Annotated in this window: 17 protein-coding genes; 7 read left to right on the forward strand and 10 right to left on the reverse strand. The window is 44.5% G+C overall.

All coding sequences use genetic code 11. The features are described from left to right. The first annotated feature begins 89 nt into the window (after positions 1-89). From IE070_RS13955 to IE070_RS13985, 7 genes are all read left to right on the forward strand, one after another. Complete coding sequence (locus IE070_RS13955; RefSeq protein WP_189483810.1) at positions 90-2,219, forward strand: S9 family peptidase; 2,130 nt, start codon at positions 90-92, stop codon at positions 2,217-2,219. A gap of 192 nt (positions 2,220-2,411) precedes the next feature. Beyond that, complete coding sequence (locus tag IE070_RS13960; protein ID WP_189483811.1) at positions 2,412-5,207, forward strand: monovalent cation/H+ antiporter subunit A; 2,796 nt, start codon at positions 2,412-2,414, stop codon at positions 5,205-5,207. Beyond that, positions 5,207-5,563, forward strand: a complete 357-nt coding sequence (locus tag IE070_RS13965) for a Na+/H+ antiporter subunit C (protein ID WP_189483812.1) — start codon at positions 5,207-5,209, stop codon at positions 5,561-5,563. Before IE070_RS13960 ends, IE070_RS13965 begins: the two co-directional genes overlap by 1 nt. A 32-nt stretch (positions 5,564-5,595) precedes the next feature. Continuing rightward, the gene (locus IE070_RS13970; protein ID WP_373296997.1) at positions 5,596-7,074 is read left to right on the forward strand and encodes a monovalent cation/H+ antiporter subunit D; all 1,479 of its coding nucleotides are present in this window, start codon (positions 5,596-5,598) and stop codon (positions 7,072-7,074) included. Continuing rightward, the gene (locus tag IE070_RS13975) at positions 7,071-7,607 is read left to right on the forward strand and encodes a Na+/H+ antiporter subunit E (RefSeq protein ID WP_189483814.1); all 537 of its coding nucleotides are present in this window, start codon (positions 7,071-7,073) and stop codon (positions 7,605-7,607) included. The genes IE070_RS13970 and IE070_RS13975 overlap by 4 nt, the downstream gene beginning before the upstream one ends. After that, complete coding sequence (locus IE070_RS13980; RefSeq protein ID WP_189483815.1) at positions 7,601-7,870, forward strand: K+/H+ antiporter subunit F; 270 nt, start codon at positions 7,601-7,603, stop codon at positions 7,868-7,870. The genes IE070_RS13975 and IE070_RS13980 overlap by 7 nt, the downstream gene beginning before the upstream one ends. A gap of 8 nt (positions 7,871-7,878) precedes the next feature. After that, positions 7,879-8,268, forward strand: a complete 390-nt coding sequence (locus tag IE070_RS13985; RefSeq protein WP_189483816.1) for a Na+/H+ antiporter subunit G — start codon at positions 7,879-7,881, stop codon at positions 8,266-8,268. Between the two features lie 77 nt (positions 8,269-8,345). Here the strand turns inward: IE070_RS13985 and mnhG are convergent, their stop codons facing one another. The 10 genes from mnhG to ptsN all read right to left on the reverse strand — a co-directional run bounded on the left by mnhG (position 8,346) and on the right by ptsN (position 15,926). Continuing rightward, a complete protein-coding gene (gene mnhG / locus IE070_RS13990) occupies positions 8,346-8,738 on the reverse strand; it encodes a monovalent cation/H(+) antiporter subunit G (RefSeq protein ID WP_189483817.1) in 393 nt (130 codons plus the stop codon). Continuing rightward, complete coding sequence (locus tag IE070_RS13995; RefSeq protein ID WP_189483818.1) at positions 8,728-9,012, reverse strand: MrpF/PhaF family protein; 285 nt, start codon at positions 9,010-9,012, stop codon at positions 8,728-8,730. The genes mnhG and IE070_RS13995 overlap by 11 nt, the downstream gene beginning before the upstream one ends. Next, entirely contained in the window at positions 9,009-9,482 is a 474-nt protein-coding gene (locus tag IE070_RS14000) for a Na+/H+ antiporter subunit E (RefSeq protein ID WP_189483819.1), read from the reverse strand. The genes IE070_RS13995 and IE070_RS14000 overlap by 4 nt, the downstream gene beginning before the upstream one ends. Continuing rightward, positions 9,479-10,981 carry a Na+/H+ antiporter subunit D gene (locus IE070_RS14005; RefSeq protein WP_229797074.1) on the reverse strand — a complete coding sequence of 501 codons (1,503 nt, stop codon included), beginning with the start codon at positions 10,979-10,981 and terminating at the stop codon, positions 9,479-9,481. The genes IE070_RS14000 and IE070_RS14005 overlap by 4 nt, the downstream gene beginning before the upstream one ends. Beyond that, positions 10,981-11,325 (reverse strand): Na+/H+ antiporter subunit C, encoded by a 345-nt coding sequence (locus tag IE070_RS14010; RefSeq protein ID WP_189483820.1) that lies wholly within the window; start codon positions 11,323-11,325, stop codon positions 10,981-10,983. The genes IE070_RS14005 and IE070_RS14010 overlap by 1 nt, the downstream gene beginning before the upstream one ends. Then, positions 11,325-11,762: a Na+/H+ antiporter subunit B gene (locus IE070_RS14015; RefSeq protein ID WP_189483821.1), complete on the reverse strand. Its 438-nt coding sequence runs from the start codon at positions 11,760-11,762 to the stop codon at positions 11,325-11,327. The genes IE070_RS14010 and IE070_RS14015 overlap by 1 nt, the downstream gene beginning before the upstream one ends. Then, positions 11,759-14,119, reverse strand: a complete 2,361-nt coding sequence (locus IE070_RS14020) for a putative monovalent cation/H+ antiporter subunit A (RefSeq protein WP_189483822.1) — start codon at positions 14,117-14,119, stop codon at positions 11,759-11,761. The genes IE070_RS14015 and IE070_RS14020 overlap by 4 nt, the downstream gene beginning before the upstream one ends. Before the next feature lie 211 nt (positions 14,120-14,330). Further along, entirely contained in the window at positions 14,331-14,609 is a 279-nt protein-coding gene (locus IE070_RS14025; protein WP_189483823.1) for an HPr family phosphocarrier protein, read from the reverse strand. Next, positions 14,599-15,456, reverse strand: a complete 858-nt coding sequence (rapZ, locus tag IE070_RS14030) for an RNase adapter RapZ (protein ID WP_189483824.1) — start codon at positions 15,454-15,456, stop codon at positions 14,599-14,601. Before rapZ ends, IE070_RS14025 begins: the two co-directional genes overlap by 11 nt. Further along, positions 15,453-15,926 carry a PTS IIA-like nitrogen regulatory protein PtsN gene (gene ptsN / locus IE070_RS14035; protein WP_189483825.1) on the reverse strand — a complete coding sequence of 158 codons (474 nt, stop codon included), beginning with the start codon at positions 15,924-15,926 and terminating at the stop codon, positions 15,453-15,455. The genes rapZ and ptsN overlap by 4 nt, the downstream gene beginning before the upstream one ends. Positions 15,927-15,930 lie beyond the last annotated feature (4 nt).

Here is a 15,930-nt window from a genome sequence, read left to right on the forward strand (position 1 = left end):
TTGTTTTTGTTTTTTAACGCATAATCTTATGTGCGCTATTTATGCCGTATGTTTAAATCAGACGACATCTGCAAATCAAGGAGAGTTAGATGCTTAATAACACCCGGGCCGTTATGCTAGCAACGGCGTTAATCACCCCAGTGTGTGCCGTTCATGCGGCAACGTCGTTACAAGCTGCCCCCCGTGCAGAAAAAATTGAATTTAAGGTTAGCTCACCGCATGGCGAGCGAGTGGATCCTTATTATTGGTTGCGAGACGACACGCGACAAGATCCTAAGGTACTGAGCCATTTACAGGCAGAAAATGCCTACTATCAACAATACAGTAGCCGCTACAGTGAACTGACACAGCAATTAACCAGCGAGATCGTTGGCCGAATTAAACAAGATGATAGTTCAGTACCTTATGTAAAAGGCGATTACCGTTATTTCAGTCGCTATGAGACAGGTAAAGAATACCCCATTTATTTACGGCAGCCTCTAGCAGGCGGTGCCGAGCAAGTGTTATTAGACGTTAATACATTGGCAGCAGGTAAAGATTTTTTCCAAGTGGCGAATTTACAAGTGAGCCCCAATCAACAGTTATTGGCTTACATGGAAGATACCAATGGTCGACGCCAATACACGTTAAAAATTCGTGATCTCACCACCGGCAAAGAATTGCCCGATCAGTTAACAGGTTTATCCGCCGCGATTGCGTGGTCGGCAGACAGCAAACAAGTGTTTTTAGTACAGAATGATCCTACTACCTTGTTAAGTAACACGGTGTTACGGCATACCTTAGGGGCGCCGGCAGCTCAGGCTCAACCCGTCTATAAAGAAAACGATAACAGTTTTTATATGTGGGTTAGCAATAGTCAAGATGGCCGCTTTGTCTTAATTAACTTAAGTAGTACGGTATCGGATGAGTTAAGGGTATTAGATGCGGCAAAACCGATGGAGACCTTTAACGTATTTGCGCCACGGCAACGTGATTTTAAATATGACGCAGAGCATATCAATGGTCGTTGGGTAATACGTACCGATTGGCAAGCCCCTAATTATCGAATCATGACCGTACCGCATGCACAGCTTGGCGATAGGACTAAATGGCAGCCACTGTTAGCGCATGATGCAGGCATTTTTATTCAAGAATTCGCCTTATTTAATGAGTACTTGGCCATCAGTGAACGCAGCGATGGTTTACAACGGATCCGCGTTATGCCATGGCAAGATCCCAGCAAAGCCTTTTATATCGATTCTGAAGAAGCTGCCTATGTCACAGGGTTCGAGGTAAACGCTGAGCAAAATACGGCGTTATTGCGTTACACCTATACCTCATTGACAACGCCTGCCAGTGTATTTGAATTAAATATGCAAACAGGTGAAAAAACTTTGCTAAAACAGCAAGAGGTGTTGGGTGGTTTTGATAAAGCGAATTATGTGACCGAACGAGTGTGGGCGCCTGCTGCAGACGGCGTAAAAATTCCAGTGTCACTATTATATCGCAAAGGGTTTAAACGCGATGGCAGTGCCCCTTTGTATCAATATGCTTATGGTTCTTACGGCGCATCGATGGATCCTTCGTTTCGCTCTAGCGTGTTGTCGTTGGTCGATCGTGGCTTTGTGTACGCCATTGCCCATATTCGTGGCGGCCAAGAAATGGGCAGAGAATGGTATGAGCAGGGTAAGTTATTAAATAAAATGAATACCTTTACAGACTATATTGCAGTTACTGATTATTTAGTATCAGAAAAATATGCTGCCAGCGATAAAGTGATTGGGATGGGGGGCAGTGCTGGAGGCCTACTGATGGGGGCTGTTGCGAATATGGCACCACAAAAATACCTTGGATTAGTCGCCCATGTGCCTTTTGTTGATGTGGTGACAACGATGTTGGATGAAAGTATTCCGTTAACCACTAATGAATTTGATGAGTGGGGGAATCCTAAAGAGAAAGTGTTCTACGATTATATGTTGTCGTATTCGCCCTATGATCAGGTTAACGCCCAGCAGTATCCAGCGTTATTAGTCACCACGGGTTTACACGATTCGCAAGTACAGTACTTTGAACCCGCAAAATGGGTTGCACGGTTACGCGAAGTCAAAACTGATACGAATCCTTTGCTATTTCGAACGAATATGGAAGCAGGGCATGGCGGTAAGTCAGGGCGTTTTGCCCGATTAGCCGAAACGGCTCAAGAGTATGCCTTTATTTTAGATTTACTGAATCAAAAGTAATCCCACGAGACAGGTTGCGCGAGCAAGTAAACGCGTAACCTGTCAGACCTCCTTTGTTCAACACTGTTATTAATAGACTTTTTTATTCGCTAAGGGTATAAATAACGCCATATAGTTAGAGATGTTTACCCGCCCCATTTTCAAGAAGAGTGTAATCTGTCACCCGCTTAAAATAGAAGGAAGCGACCACCCATGAATGTGTTGTGGATAGCACTATTGCCAATGCTGGGTACTTTGATGCCGGTATTAATGGCCAATAAATCCCGTAATATCTGTGCGTTAACGACGGCAATTGCGCCATTAACTGCATTGGTTATTTTATTAAGTCTTACCCAAAGTGTTTTTGCCGGCCACATTTGGCAGTTCCAAGCTGATTGGATACCACTGCTTGGGTTAAACATTCATTTTCGTTTAGATGGCTTAGCCTATTTATTTGCCCTCCTTATTTTGGGAATTGGGTTATTAATTATTCTTTATGCGCGGTTTTATTTATCTGAACAAGACTCGATGCCGCGCTTTTATGCCTATCTGATGTTATTTATGACGGCGATGCTAGGCATTGTCTTGTCAGGGAATATTTTACAAATCTGGTTGTTTTGGGAGCTTACCAGTATTAGCTCTTTTCTACTGATTAGCTTTTGGTGGCATAAGTCAGAAGCGCGTCGTGGTGCCAGAATGGCGTTAACTATAACGGGCGCTGGCGGTTTGTGTTTATTAGCCGCTTTTATTCTGATTGGCAGTATTGTTGGGAGTTATGAGTTATCAGTTGTATTGCAAAGTGCTGAATTACTGAAAAACCATGCACTTTATCCAGTCTTGTTGATATTGTTTTTATTGGGATGCTTCACGAAATCGGCACAGTTTCCTTTCCATTTTTGGTTGCCAAATGCTATGGCCGCGCCGACACCCGTTAGTGCTTACTTACACTCAGCAACAATGGTTAAAGCGGGTATTTTCTTATTAGCGCGTTTTTATCCCGCGCTCTCAGGCACGGAGCTGTGGTTTTTGTTAGTAAGCTTAACCGGCTTAACGACGTTATTAGTGGGCGCTTATCTTGCGCTATTTAAACATGATCTTAAGGCGTTATTGGCGTATTCCACTATCAGCCATCTTGGGTTAATTACCTTATTATTTGGTTTAAACTCGCCATTGGCTGCGGTCACTGGGATTTTTCATATTATTAACCATGCTACCTTTAAAGCGTCGTTGTTTATGGCCGCCGGCATTATTGATCATGAATCGGGCTGCCGTGATATGCGCCGATTAAACGGGTTATGGCAGTTTATGCCAGTTACTGCGACCTTAATGATGGTAGCTGCCGCCGCCATGGCAGGCGTGCCTTTACTGAACGGCTTTTTATCCAAAGAGATGTTTTTTGCCGAAACGCTACAGCAAAACCTGTTAGGCGCCTTGTCGTGGATCATTCCTTTACTGGTCACGGTAGCGGCAATATTTTCGGTCGCTTATTCCCTTAGATTGATTCATGATGTGTTTTTTAATGGTCAGCCCAAAGGATTAACGAAAACCCCACACGAGCCTCCGCACTTGATGCGCTTACCTGTCGAAATATTAGTGGTGTTGTGTTTGGTGGTGGGGGTTGCTCCGGCGTTGGTGGTTGGCGGCTTATTAGATGCTGCAGCAACGGCGGTATTGGCAGGCCCTACACCGACCTACAGTTTGGCAATTTGGCATGGTTTTAATTTGCCGTTGTTGATGAGTGCCGCTGCCTTAACGGCTGGCGTGTTTATGTATGTTAAACGCAAACAATTGTTTGATTTTCAAAATGCGTTACCTGGCGTCGATACTCTAAACATCTTTGAGCGCGCTATTAAGCAGCTTTGTCAGCAAGCAGGGCAACTTTATGCGTTGTTAGATAATGGTTCTTTGCAGCGCTTTATGGCGTTGCTACTAACGGCATTTGTCATATTAGCGGGCTTGCCACTTATCCAAATGGAGACTTTAAACGGCGGTCGGCCAGAGTTACCTGTTGATGCGGTTAATGCCACTGGGGCGGCCATGTTATTAATCAGTGCGTTTGCCACGGTGGTTTGGCATCGCAAACGCGTGGTAGCGTTGTTGATGATCTCGGTAGTGGGCTTGATGGTTTCGATAGCCTTTACCCGATTCTCTGCACCTGATCTTGCCTTAACGCAGTTAAGCGTAGAGGTTGTTACAGTAATTCTTCTGATGTTGGCGTTATTTTTCTTGCCGCATAAAACGCCAAAGCAATCTGAGCCTTCCAAAGTGGTGCGGGATATCGGTTTAGCGTCCTTGGTCGGTATTATTGTTGGCAGTTTGAGTTATGCCTTAATGACGCGGCCTTTTACCACGATTTCAGATTTCTTTATTGCCAATGCCAAAACGGGCGGTGGAGGAACCAATGTGGTTAACGTCATTTTGGTTGATTTCCGTGGTTTTGATACCTTAGGTGAAATTGCAGTATTAGGCATTGCAGCCTTAGGGATTTTTAAATTACTGACCCGCATTCCGGTATTTAAACCCAGTAGTGATGGTGAGGGGCGGCCTTGGGCACGTGAACGGCATCCATTATTATTGGCGACCGTGGCGCAAAGTATTTTGCCATTAGCCTTAATGGTATCGGTATTTATCTTTTTCCGCGGTCACAATTTACCCGGTGGCGGCTTTATTGCCGGATTAGTAACGGCGGTGGCGATTATTCTCTTGTATATCTCGCAAGGTGTCGATTGGGTTAAAGCACGTATGAATATTGAATATCAGCGCGTAGTGGCCATTGGCTTAATGATTGCACTGTTCACTGGTTTAGCCAGTTGGATTTTCGGTAGACCATTCTTAACGTCTTGGTTCGATTATTTCGATCTGCCTTTATTTGGCGAGATTGAACTGGCCAGTGCCATTGCGTTTGATTTAGGGGTTTATATCACGGTTGTAGGATCAACGTTATTGATCCTATCAAGTTTAGGCAAAATGACTACATCTTACAGACCGACACATAGGGAGCAAATGTAATGGAAACCTTATTTGCCATATGTATCGGTTTTTTAACCAGTTGTGGTGTTTTTCTGATGTTACGTGGACGAACCTTCCCGGTAGTGATGGGATTAACTATGCTGTCTTATGCCGTTAACTTATTTATTTTCTCGTCAGGACGTCTTAACCTTAAAGGGGCGGTGGTATTGGGGACATCAGAAAGTTATGCGGATCCTTTACCTCAGGCGTTGGTCCTTACTGCGATTGTAATTGGTTTTGCTATGACAGCTTTTCTTGTTATTTTGGCGATCAGAGCGCGCGCTGATTTGGGTAACGATCATGTGGATGGCAGTATGCCAGACGCGCGGCCTGCTAAGAAGGAGCGCCAGAAGTGAATCATCTCGTCGTCATTCCTATTTTGTTACCCATGCTGACAGCCTTGCTGATTATGCTACCGCCAGTGCATTATTCACCGTGGCGTCGTCGTTTGGTTAGTATGGTTTCTACGGTTTTATTATTGCTGGTGTCTGTAACCTTACTGTTTCAGATATTAGCCGATGGCATGACCTTTTATGCGGTAGGAAATTGGGTCCCGCCGTTTGGTATCATCATGGTCGCTGATCTAGTGAGTGCGATTATGTTGTGTTTGACAGCTTTTTTAGCAGTAGGTGCGGTGTTCTATGGCAGCGCAGGTGAAGATGAAAGGGGCTCGTTCTTCCATCCACTGTTTCAATTCCAGTTAATGGGCATCAATGGTGCGTTTTTAACGGGGGATTTATTTAACCTGTTTGTGTTTTTTGAAGTGTTATTGATTGCGTCGTATGCCTTACTTATTCACGCCGGGGGGAAAAATAAAACTAAAGCTGCAGTGCATTACGTGGTTTTAAACTTAACCGGTTCTGCTATTTTCTTGCTGGCACTTGCTGTGCTGTATGGTAGCCTCGGCACATTAAACATTGCGGATATGGCGTTAAAAGTAGCCGACTTACCACCAGATAATCAAATACTGGTGAAGGTAGGTGGGTTAATGCTGCTGATTGTTTTTGGATTAAAAGCCGCTATTTTACCGCTGCAGTTTTGGTTGCCTGCCACTTATTCGTCAGCGTCTGCACCGGTTGCCGCGCTGTTTGCTGTGATGACCAAAATCGGTGTTTATGCATTGCTGCGCGTATTTACGACTATTTTTGGCGAGCAAGCTGGGCCTTTAGCGGGCTTAGCCACCAATTTAATGTGGGTGTTTGGTTTAGCAACCCTCTTTTTAGGTGCGCTAGGCGTGCTTGCCAGCAAAGATTTCCGTAAATTAGTCGCAAATTTAGTCTTGGTGTCGGTGGGCAGCTTAGTGGCTATGGTGGCCTTTCAGAACACGGCCGCCAATGCAGCAATACTGTATTATACCGTACACTCTACGCTTATTTGCGGTGCCTTATTTTTACTCGCAGATCTTATTGCTATACAGCGTGGTAAAGCCGGTGATCGTTTAGTCGCCGCAAGACGAGTAAGCCAGCCTGTGCTGTTAGGCGGGTTATTTGTCTTTGCAGCTATTTCTGTCGCTGGTTTACCGCCGTTTTCAGGATTTATTGGTAAGTTAATGTTGTTGCAAGCTGCCGTAGGCTCGGACAAACAATTTTGGTTATGGAGCTTTTTATTGCTGTGTAGCCTAATGGTGTTAGTGGGGTTGTCTCGAGCTGGAAGTACCTTGTTTTGGCGGGTCAGTGGTATGCAAAAAGCCGATGAGCGCGCGTTACCCTTACAAGTGTTTGCCGTGTTTTGGTTACTCAGTGCCAGCATCTTAATGATGGTATTTGCTGGGCCTCTTACCGAGCTTGGTTTTGCTGGCGCCACGCAACTGGGTGATGTTATTCAGACTATTCGTACTATTCTGCCTGCTTCTGGAGTATCGCTATGAACATGATACCGCGTTTTAAGTGGCTGCCAACCCCTTATAGAAGCCTGCTGTTGTTTATTGTGTGGTTATTACTTAATCAAAGCGCTGCTTTTATTCATTTATTTTTTGGCGCGTTTTTAGCAATAACCATTCCGTGGATATGCTATCGATTACGCGATCCTCAGCCGCTTATTCAACGCCCCTTGCTTACTTTGCGTTACTTGTTGCGAGTGTTTGCTGATATTGTAACGGCCAATGCCGAAGTAGCCTTACTTATTTTGGGGCCAATCAAAAGGCTCCGTCCCGCCTTTGTAAGGGTACCCTTAGATTTGCAACATAATTTACCGCTCACCATTTTAGCGGGCACGGTATCGATGACACCGGGCACGGTAAGCGCCGATATTTATCCAACGGTTGAACATTTAGGGCCAGATGATCCTTTACCCCAACGCTGGTTACTCATTCATGTATTGGATTTAGAAGATGAAGCGGCCCTAATTGCGACCATCAAAAGTCGTTATGAAGCGCCTTTAAAGGAGATTTTCCAATGCTAAGTTATGTGATTTTTTCCGTATTTGGCATGATAAGTTTAGCGTTACTTTTGAATCTGTGGCGGTTAATGCGCGGTCCAAGTTTGCCAGACCGCATTTTGGCTCTGGATACCATGTACATTAACAGCATTGCTCTGATCATTTTGTATGGGTTATTGATGGGCTCACCGTTATATTTTGAAGCGGCGTTACTGATTGCCATGATTGGTTTTATAAGCACCGTTGCCGTGTGCAAATTTTTATTACGCGGCGACATTATTGAATAGGAACGAGTATGCAAAACTGGATGGAATGGGCGGTTGCCTTTTTCTTACTGTTAGGCGGGTGTTTTGTGCTGATTGGTTCTATTGGCTTAGTAAGAATGCCTGATTTTTTTACGCGATTACATGGCCCCACCAAGGCAACAACGTTGGGCATGGGCGGTATTTTATTGGGATCGATTTTTTACTTTAGTATGTCTCCTGAAACCTTGAGTGTGCATGAAATGCTGATCACCATCTTTTTGTTGATCACGGCGCCGGTGAGTGCCCATATGTTAATTAAAACCGCCTTACACCATCGTTTAAAGGCGGTAGAACATACACAAGGTGAGCAAGAGTTAAAGCGTGGCCAGGCGTTTGCGAGTAAAGAAGGAAATAGAAGTGAAACGCCGGAAGATCAGTAAGTTGTTCTGGCGATAGAGATCTTTAGGTCAAAACGGTCGACACAGAGCGAAATCCTTGTCGACCGCATTGTACGGTGTCATTTTACGTTATTCTTAGGATCTTTGGGCGGTTGATTGCTGCTATTTAATACATGATTTTCTTCATCATAACGTCCTTTCAGCTCATCTTTTACCGTTTTGTGCCATAACGGTACACCAATAAAATAGCCTGCGCGACCAATAGTATGTGCTGCTATGGGCGATGTTAATGTGGTAAATGCCATCACGGCCAACGCTTTAAGCGTGACACTGCTTTCACTAAAAAATAGCATGGCAGCGACCATGATCAAGCCTGCACCCAATACGCCAGATTTTGTAGTCGCATGCATTCTTGTCAGTAAATCGGGCATACGAAATACCCCTAGGGCTGCAACCAGCATAAAGAAACAACCAGCCAGTAAAAAAACAGCCGATAATAGCTCAGTGATCATCGCGATTACCTCCTTTTTCTAAGTAACGGGCAAAGCCAATTGCGGCTAAAAATGCAGTGAGAGCCAACACCATGGTCACATCGATGTAAGCATCTTTACCGCTTCGGATCGCATATAAGCCAATTAGCCCAACGGTAATAGACGCAATAAGTTCTAATGCGACCACACGATCGGGTAAGCTAGGTCCCTTTAATAAACGCACCATAGAGAGTAACAGTGCTACACTTAAAATGCTAAAACCGCCAAGTAAGGCGTAATCTAGAATGCTATTCATCTCATTACTCGCAAAATCTTGGTTTCCATTCGTTTTAAATCGGCTAACACCTGCTCTTCATCATAAAGATACATTACATGAACATAGAGCACCGTTCGATCGCTAGACACATCTAAACTTAACGAGCCCGGCGTTAACGAAATTGCATTGGCGACTAAGGTGATTTCCATATCTGTTTCTGCCCGTAAAGGCATTGAAATTACACCAGGTTTCATTAAATTCGTTGGGGTTAACACATCCCAGGCCACTTTCAAGTTAGCCATAATTAATTCTTTGGTAAAAAACAGCATAAAATTAAGTAGCCGAGGAACCTGCAAGCGATACTTACGTACTTCAGGTTGATTTTTAAAGGTAAAAATAATCACCAGATAAGAAATAATATAGCCGACCAATAAACCAACGCCATTCATGCTGTCTGTGAGAGCGGCCCATATCATGGCCAGTACTAAATTGGCTAATAACGGATTCATAATTTGCCTCCACCTAGCACGGCGTCAATATAGAGTTGTGGATTAAGTAACTGGTTTGCAGCCATTTCTGCTAGGACATAAATTGGCTGGGCAAATAGGCCAATGGCAATGGTCATGCTGGCTAAAATACCGGTTGTCCAGTACAGCGCTTTATTGCGAACTGGGGCAGGGATCTCTATCGCGGGTTCAGGGGCTTTTTTCCAAAAGGCCTCATTCCAAATTTTTATCATCGAAAATAGCGTAAACAAGCCAACAAATAACGCTACTGCAACTGCCCACCACGCTTCTGCCTCAACGCCTGCTTTGATTAAAATGAATTTGGCAAAAAAGCCTGAAAGCGGTGGTACGCCTGCGAGTGAGAAGGCAGGGATAAGGAATAATACAGCTAAGCCGGGATGCTTTTTATATAAGCCGCCAAGCTCTTTTAGTTCAAAGCTGCCGCCTAAGCGATACATCATACCGGCAATAAAGAATAAATTAGCCTTCACAATAATGTGATGCATGATGTAAAACACACCACCAATTAAGGCTAATGGGGTAAATAGCGCCAGTGCGAGCATCATATAGCCGATCTGGCTGACAATATGAAAGCTCAAAATACGCCTAACTTCGAACTGTGATGCCGCCCCAAGTACACCCGTTAACATGGTAAATACCGCCATCCAAAGGATGACTTGGTGGGTAAAATCTACTTCGGCAGTAAACATTAAACTGAATACACGATAAAGTGCATACACGCCTACTTTGGTGAGTAAGCCGGCGAAAATCGCTGATACAGCCACTTGCGGCGTATGATAAGACGCGGGTAACCAGAAGAATAATGGAAAGGCTGCGGCTTTTATCGAAAACGCGATTAAGAATAACATCGCGATAAGCGTGACCATTTTGGGATCTTCAACGGCGGTTAATCGTACTGCGATATCGGCCATATTTAACGAGCCTACCATGCCATACAGTAAGCCGATCGCGGTAAGGAATAATGCCGAAGATAACAAGTTAAGCGTAACGTACTTAATCGCCCCTTCCATTTGGGCACGCTCACCCCCTTGAATCAATAAGGCAAAAGAGGCAACCAACAGAACTTCAAACCAGACATAGAGATTAAAAATATCACCGGTTAAAAACGCGCCATTGACCCCTGCCAGTAATAAATGCAACAAAGGATAATACCCAAACCGCTCAAAACGTTTACGTACGGTTTTTAAGCTGTATATGGCGGTAGCAAACCCTGTAATGGCCGCTAATAGCACCATGATGGCACCGAGTAAATCTGAAACCAGCACAATGCCAAAAGGTGCAGGCCATGAACCTACCTCTAACACTTTGATACCGTTTAGACGGGTTTGCCAGAGCAACAAAATCGCAGCAATCAGTACCGCGCCGGTGCCAAGTATGCCAAGTAGACGTTGCGCGCCATGATTTTTTAACACCACTAACGACAACGCACCAACAATCAATGGGATGATGACCGGGAGAGCAATTAACACTGACATATCCATTAATCAGTCCCTTTCATTTCGTTCATATCATCGGTTCTGATCACTTCATACGCCCGATGCAGTAAGACAACAGCGAAGGCCAACACACCAAAAGCGATGACGATTGCCGTTAAAATAAGTGCTTGAGCTAAAGGATCTGCAGAGGCTCCTGTAATGGTTTGGGCGCCCTCTGTGATAAGTGGCGGAACGCCACGTTCTAAACCTGCTACGGTAAAGATTAATAAGTTAGCGGCGTTAGAGAGCAGAATAAGCCCAATTAACAGTTTCACCATGGAGCGTCTTAGCATCATATAAATAGCGGCAGCATATAAGCAGCCAATTAAAATAGCCATTAAGGAGGTCATTAGTGTTCTGCCTCTACTAAAGTAAAAATAGCCGTTAACACGGTGCCAATGACACACAGGTAAACGCCAATATCAAAAAATAAGGGGGTGCTAAGTTTCAAAGGGCCGAAGATTGGTAGGTATAGGGTCCACCACTGTGCGGTAAAAAAGTTTTCTCCAACAAATAGTGAGGGTAAAGACGAGAGCGCAGCAATGGCTAATCCCACCCCAACGATTTGTAAGGGATGTACGCGTAATAAACTTTTAGCCGAGGGATAATCGTCGGCAAACAGTTTTAACGCTATGGCTGCGGCTGCAACAAGTCCACCAATAAAACCACCACCAGGTTCATTATGACCTCGTAATAATAAGAACAATGAAAACAACAAAAGTAGAGGCAAAATAATCGTTGTGCCGGTGCTTAAAATCAACGATCGCATATTAAATTGACGGCTCATTGCGCATCTCCTTTTGACGTGGCAGCTATTTTTAGCTCGCTGGTTAGGCGCTTGTCGGCATTGGTTACCGGTTTAGAACCAGTACGTAAATGCACCATGGCATAAATACCAATCGCTACCAGTGCTAACACAAAAATCTCTCCTAAGGTATCTAGGGCTCTAAAATCAACAAGAATTACGTTGACCACGTTTCTACCAAAGCCTTCTGGGACACTTTTCTCAATGAAAAAGCTCGAAATGCCTTCCATTGAACGGGCACTGGTGACAAGCAAAATCAGTAGGGTAATCATTGCACCACTACTGATAGCGATAATGGCATCACGTGCGCGGTTAGCGTTAGAGGATAGTTTTCTAAACTCGGGTAAGCGGTATAGCACTAATACCAGTAACAGTACGGTAATGGTCTCCACCAATACCTGCGTGATCCCAACATCTACTGCGCTAAAAAAGACATAAATTAAGGCAACGGCAAACCCTAAAGCGCCTAATAAGGCTAACGCAGCCAAAAATGATTTCACTAATACGGCGCTAAGTATTGTTACTAACAAGATCAGGAATACCGTCGCTTCCTGAATCTTTACATCTTGGAAGTTAAGATTTAAGTGGAAGTTATCTAATCGAAGCATCGCCCAGCCAACCAAAAGGAGCATGGTCGCAATCGTAGTCAGCAAATAATTACGCAAATAGCCGTTTTGTAAAACGTGGGTTTGCCATGCAGCAAAGGCCACTAAGCCAGCCATCATTTTGTTGTACAGTGCTTCTGGTCCCAAAAAGCTTAACCGTTCTAGCCCTTGCGTTAGCTGACGCCACCGTGCCCATTGGCTGTAAAGCAACAGGCCGCATGTTAAACTGATCACACTCAGTAGTAAGGGTAAATTGATACCATGCCAAAGTGCTAAGTACGTTGTGATTTCACCGCCAAAAACCGCCTTGGCCGCGGCCTGCAACAGCCATTTATCGGCAATAAATGGAAACAAGCCAAACAGTAAGCTCAACGTGGCTAATACGGTAGGCCCTAACAGCATGGCGATACCTGGATCATGCGCGGCTTTGGGTGTGGGTAAACTAGCGCCAAACCAGGGTTTGATTGCTAGCAAGGCTGCCACTAATACCACAAAGATGTTAGCTATCACCGTAGCAATGATCAGGGAGATTTGCCAGTGTGAGCCATTTAACACGGCCTCTAACAACAATTCTTTAGCGACAAAACCAAACAATGGGATCACACCCGCCAACGATAACGCAGCAATAATCGCCACCGCGCAGGTTTTAGGCATCTTATGTCGTAAGCCTGACGCCTTTAATAAGTCCTTAATACCGGCTTCATGATCCAGTATACCTGCAATCATAAATAGCGCCCCTTTGTACAAGGCATGGGCAAATAAGAAGGTGACTGCGGCAAGCGCGGCTTTTTCGGTACCTAAGCCTAATAACATCGTTAGGGTGCCAAGAGCCATGACAGTAGAGTAGGCGAGTACTTTTTTTACGCCCGTAGCACGGCTGGCTAAGACAATACCCGTTAACATGGTAACCGCACCAACGGCGCTTAGGGTAAGCATCCATGCGGCACTATCGCCTAGAGTAGGTTGTAACCGTGCCAGTAAATAAATACCGGCTTTTACCATCGTTGCCGAGTGTAAGTAAGCACTAACTGGGGTAGGCGCTGCCATGGCGTTGGGTAGCCAAAAGTGAAAGGGGGTTTGCGCAGATTTTGTAAATGCACCTAATAGAATCAAAACGATCATCGGTATATACAATGTATGCGCGGTTAAATCTTGTTGTAAAATGTCGGACAGTTCATAACTGCCCGCGGCAAAGCCTACCATAATAAAGCCAGTCATCAGGGCTAAACCACCAATGACGGTAACCATTAAGCCTTGATGTGCCTTTTGTCGAGATTCTGCTTCTTCATGATTAAAGCCAATTAGCATAAACGAGCTGACAGTTGTTAGCTCCCAAAAGACAAACAGCGTGATAAGGTTATCTGAAAGTACGAGGCCTAACATGGCGCCCATAAAGATTAACAGGAACAAAAAGAAGCGACCCAGCGCCGGATGTCCCGCTAAGTAGCGATTAGCATAAAGAAGAATAAAGCTCCCTATACCGGTGATCAGTAAGGCGAACAATACGGATAAGCCATCTAGTAAAAAGCTGAGATGAATATTCATCCCTGGGAACCACAGCCAGCGCTGCGTAATCAACTCACCTTGACTGATTAGCGGGAGATACGAGATAAAATAGGCAAATAATACGGCAGGTAATATAGCAAACACATTACCACTGTGGCGACCGAAAGTGCGATGCAACAACGGTGCGAAACACGCGAGGACAAACAGACTTAATACCACATATAACATGCGCTACTCCTATGTAAAATAGCCTGTAATTGCGGAATATCACTGCATTTAGAATTCTATGGTTGTAACAGCAGTTTCTCAATTCAATAAGGTTAACAGGCCCTAGTTCAAGCTATTCATTTTGAACTAAAAATACCAAAATTTGGCAAGACCTTAGCAGATTCGAGGGGGAAAATAAATGAAAACCGGCCTTAATGGCCGGAAAATCGGGTTAAAGCTCGTTAAAACCAGTGTTAATCAGTTCAATAACGGCCTGCAAAGCGTCAGCTGCATCCTCCCCCTCAGTGGTTACCGTGAGGGTTTTTCCTTTGCTGCTGGCTAACATTAGTAAGGCCAATACGCTACCCGCATCGGCACTTTTACCATCGTCCTGCACTAGTTGCACTTGTGCGTTAAACTGCTGTGTCAGCTGCACTAGTTTTGTTGCCGCTCTGGCATGAAGGCCAAGCTGATTAATAATGGTCACTTGCGCAGACAGTTTAGCGGCCATGGTGTCTTACCAATTCCCGATGGCGAATTTGTACATCTTCGCGTTGGCTACGATAGCTTTCAGCCAAGCTCTCAGCAATATACACCGAGCGATGTTGACCGCCAGTACAACCGATGGCAATGGTGAGATAGCTCCGGTTATTCCGTTCTAGATGGGGTAACCAACTGCTTACAAAACTATTGATTTGCCAAATGTATTTGGCAACAACCGCTTGTGAAGCCAAATAATCTTTTACCGGTTGGTCTAAGCCAGTGAGGGGCTTCAAATCAGGCTCCCAATGCGGATTGGGTAAAAATCGTGCATCAAACACATAGTCAGCATCTTTAGGGATACCGTATTTAAATCCAAAAGATTCAAATAGCATGACTAAACGCCCTGTTTTTTGGCCAAGGATCCGCTCGCGTAACTGCTCAGCTAATTGATGAACATTCATCTCGGTGGTATCAATATATAAATCGGCCCGACTCGAGATAGGATCAAGCAATTGTTGCTCACGTGAAATCGCTTCATCTAACGACATGGCTTGATGTGATAGCGGATGGAGGCGTCGTGTTTCGCTAAAACGTTTTATTAATGTTGTATGGTCCGCATCGAGGTATAAAATGGTCAATTCTAACTTGCGCGGCAGATAAGCTAAGATTTCAGAAAGCTCATCAGGATCGCTGGGTAAATTACGCACATCAATACTTACTGCAACGCGCTCGTATTGACCAATTACCGCATTGGCAAGTGTAGGCAGTAAATTAACCGGAATATTGTCAACGCAATAATACCCCAAATCCTCCATGACCCTCAGGGCCACTGATTTGCCAGAGCCTGAGCGACCACTGACGACCAGTAATTTCATTGTTCACCTGCCAGCTTACTGTAATCCATTAATAACGCATACAGCTGCTCATCTGATGAGGCATGCCGTAATTTTTTTGTGAGTTCTTTTTGGCTGAGTAATTTTGCAATACCCGATAAGGTAGCTAAATGCGTTTGACACTGCTCTTTTGGAATTAAAATGGCACAGAAAATATCAACCGCTTGATTGTCTATAGCATCAAAAGGGATAGGATCTTTACTGACAACAAAAATGAGGAGCGGGCTTTTAACACAGTCTAATTTGCCATGAGGGATAGCAATGCCACCACCGATACCGGTTGAACCCAATTTTTCTCGGGTCATCAGGGCTTCTAAAATACTGTATTCAGACATCTCGGGTAAACGCTGATGGGCTAACTCAGCTATGTACTCAAGGATTCGTTTTTTACTATTAAAAAGAACTGCACTTTTCGTGCAGTTCTCCGCGAGCATAGCGCTTAAATTTATCATGATG

The organism is Alishewanella tabrizica (assembly GCF_014652375.1).
Taxonomy (GTDB): Bacteria; Pseudomonadota; Gammaproteobacteria; order Enterobacterales; family Alteromonadaceae; genus Alishewanella; species Alishewanella tabrizica.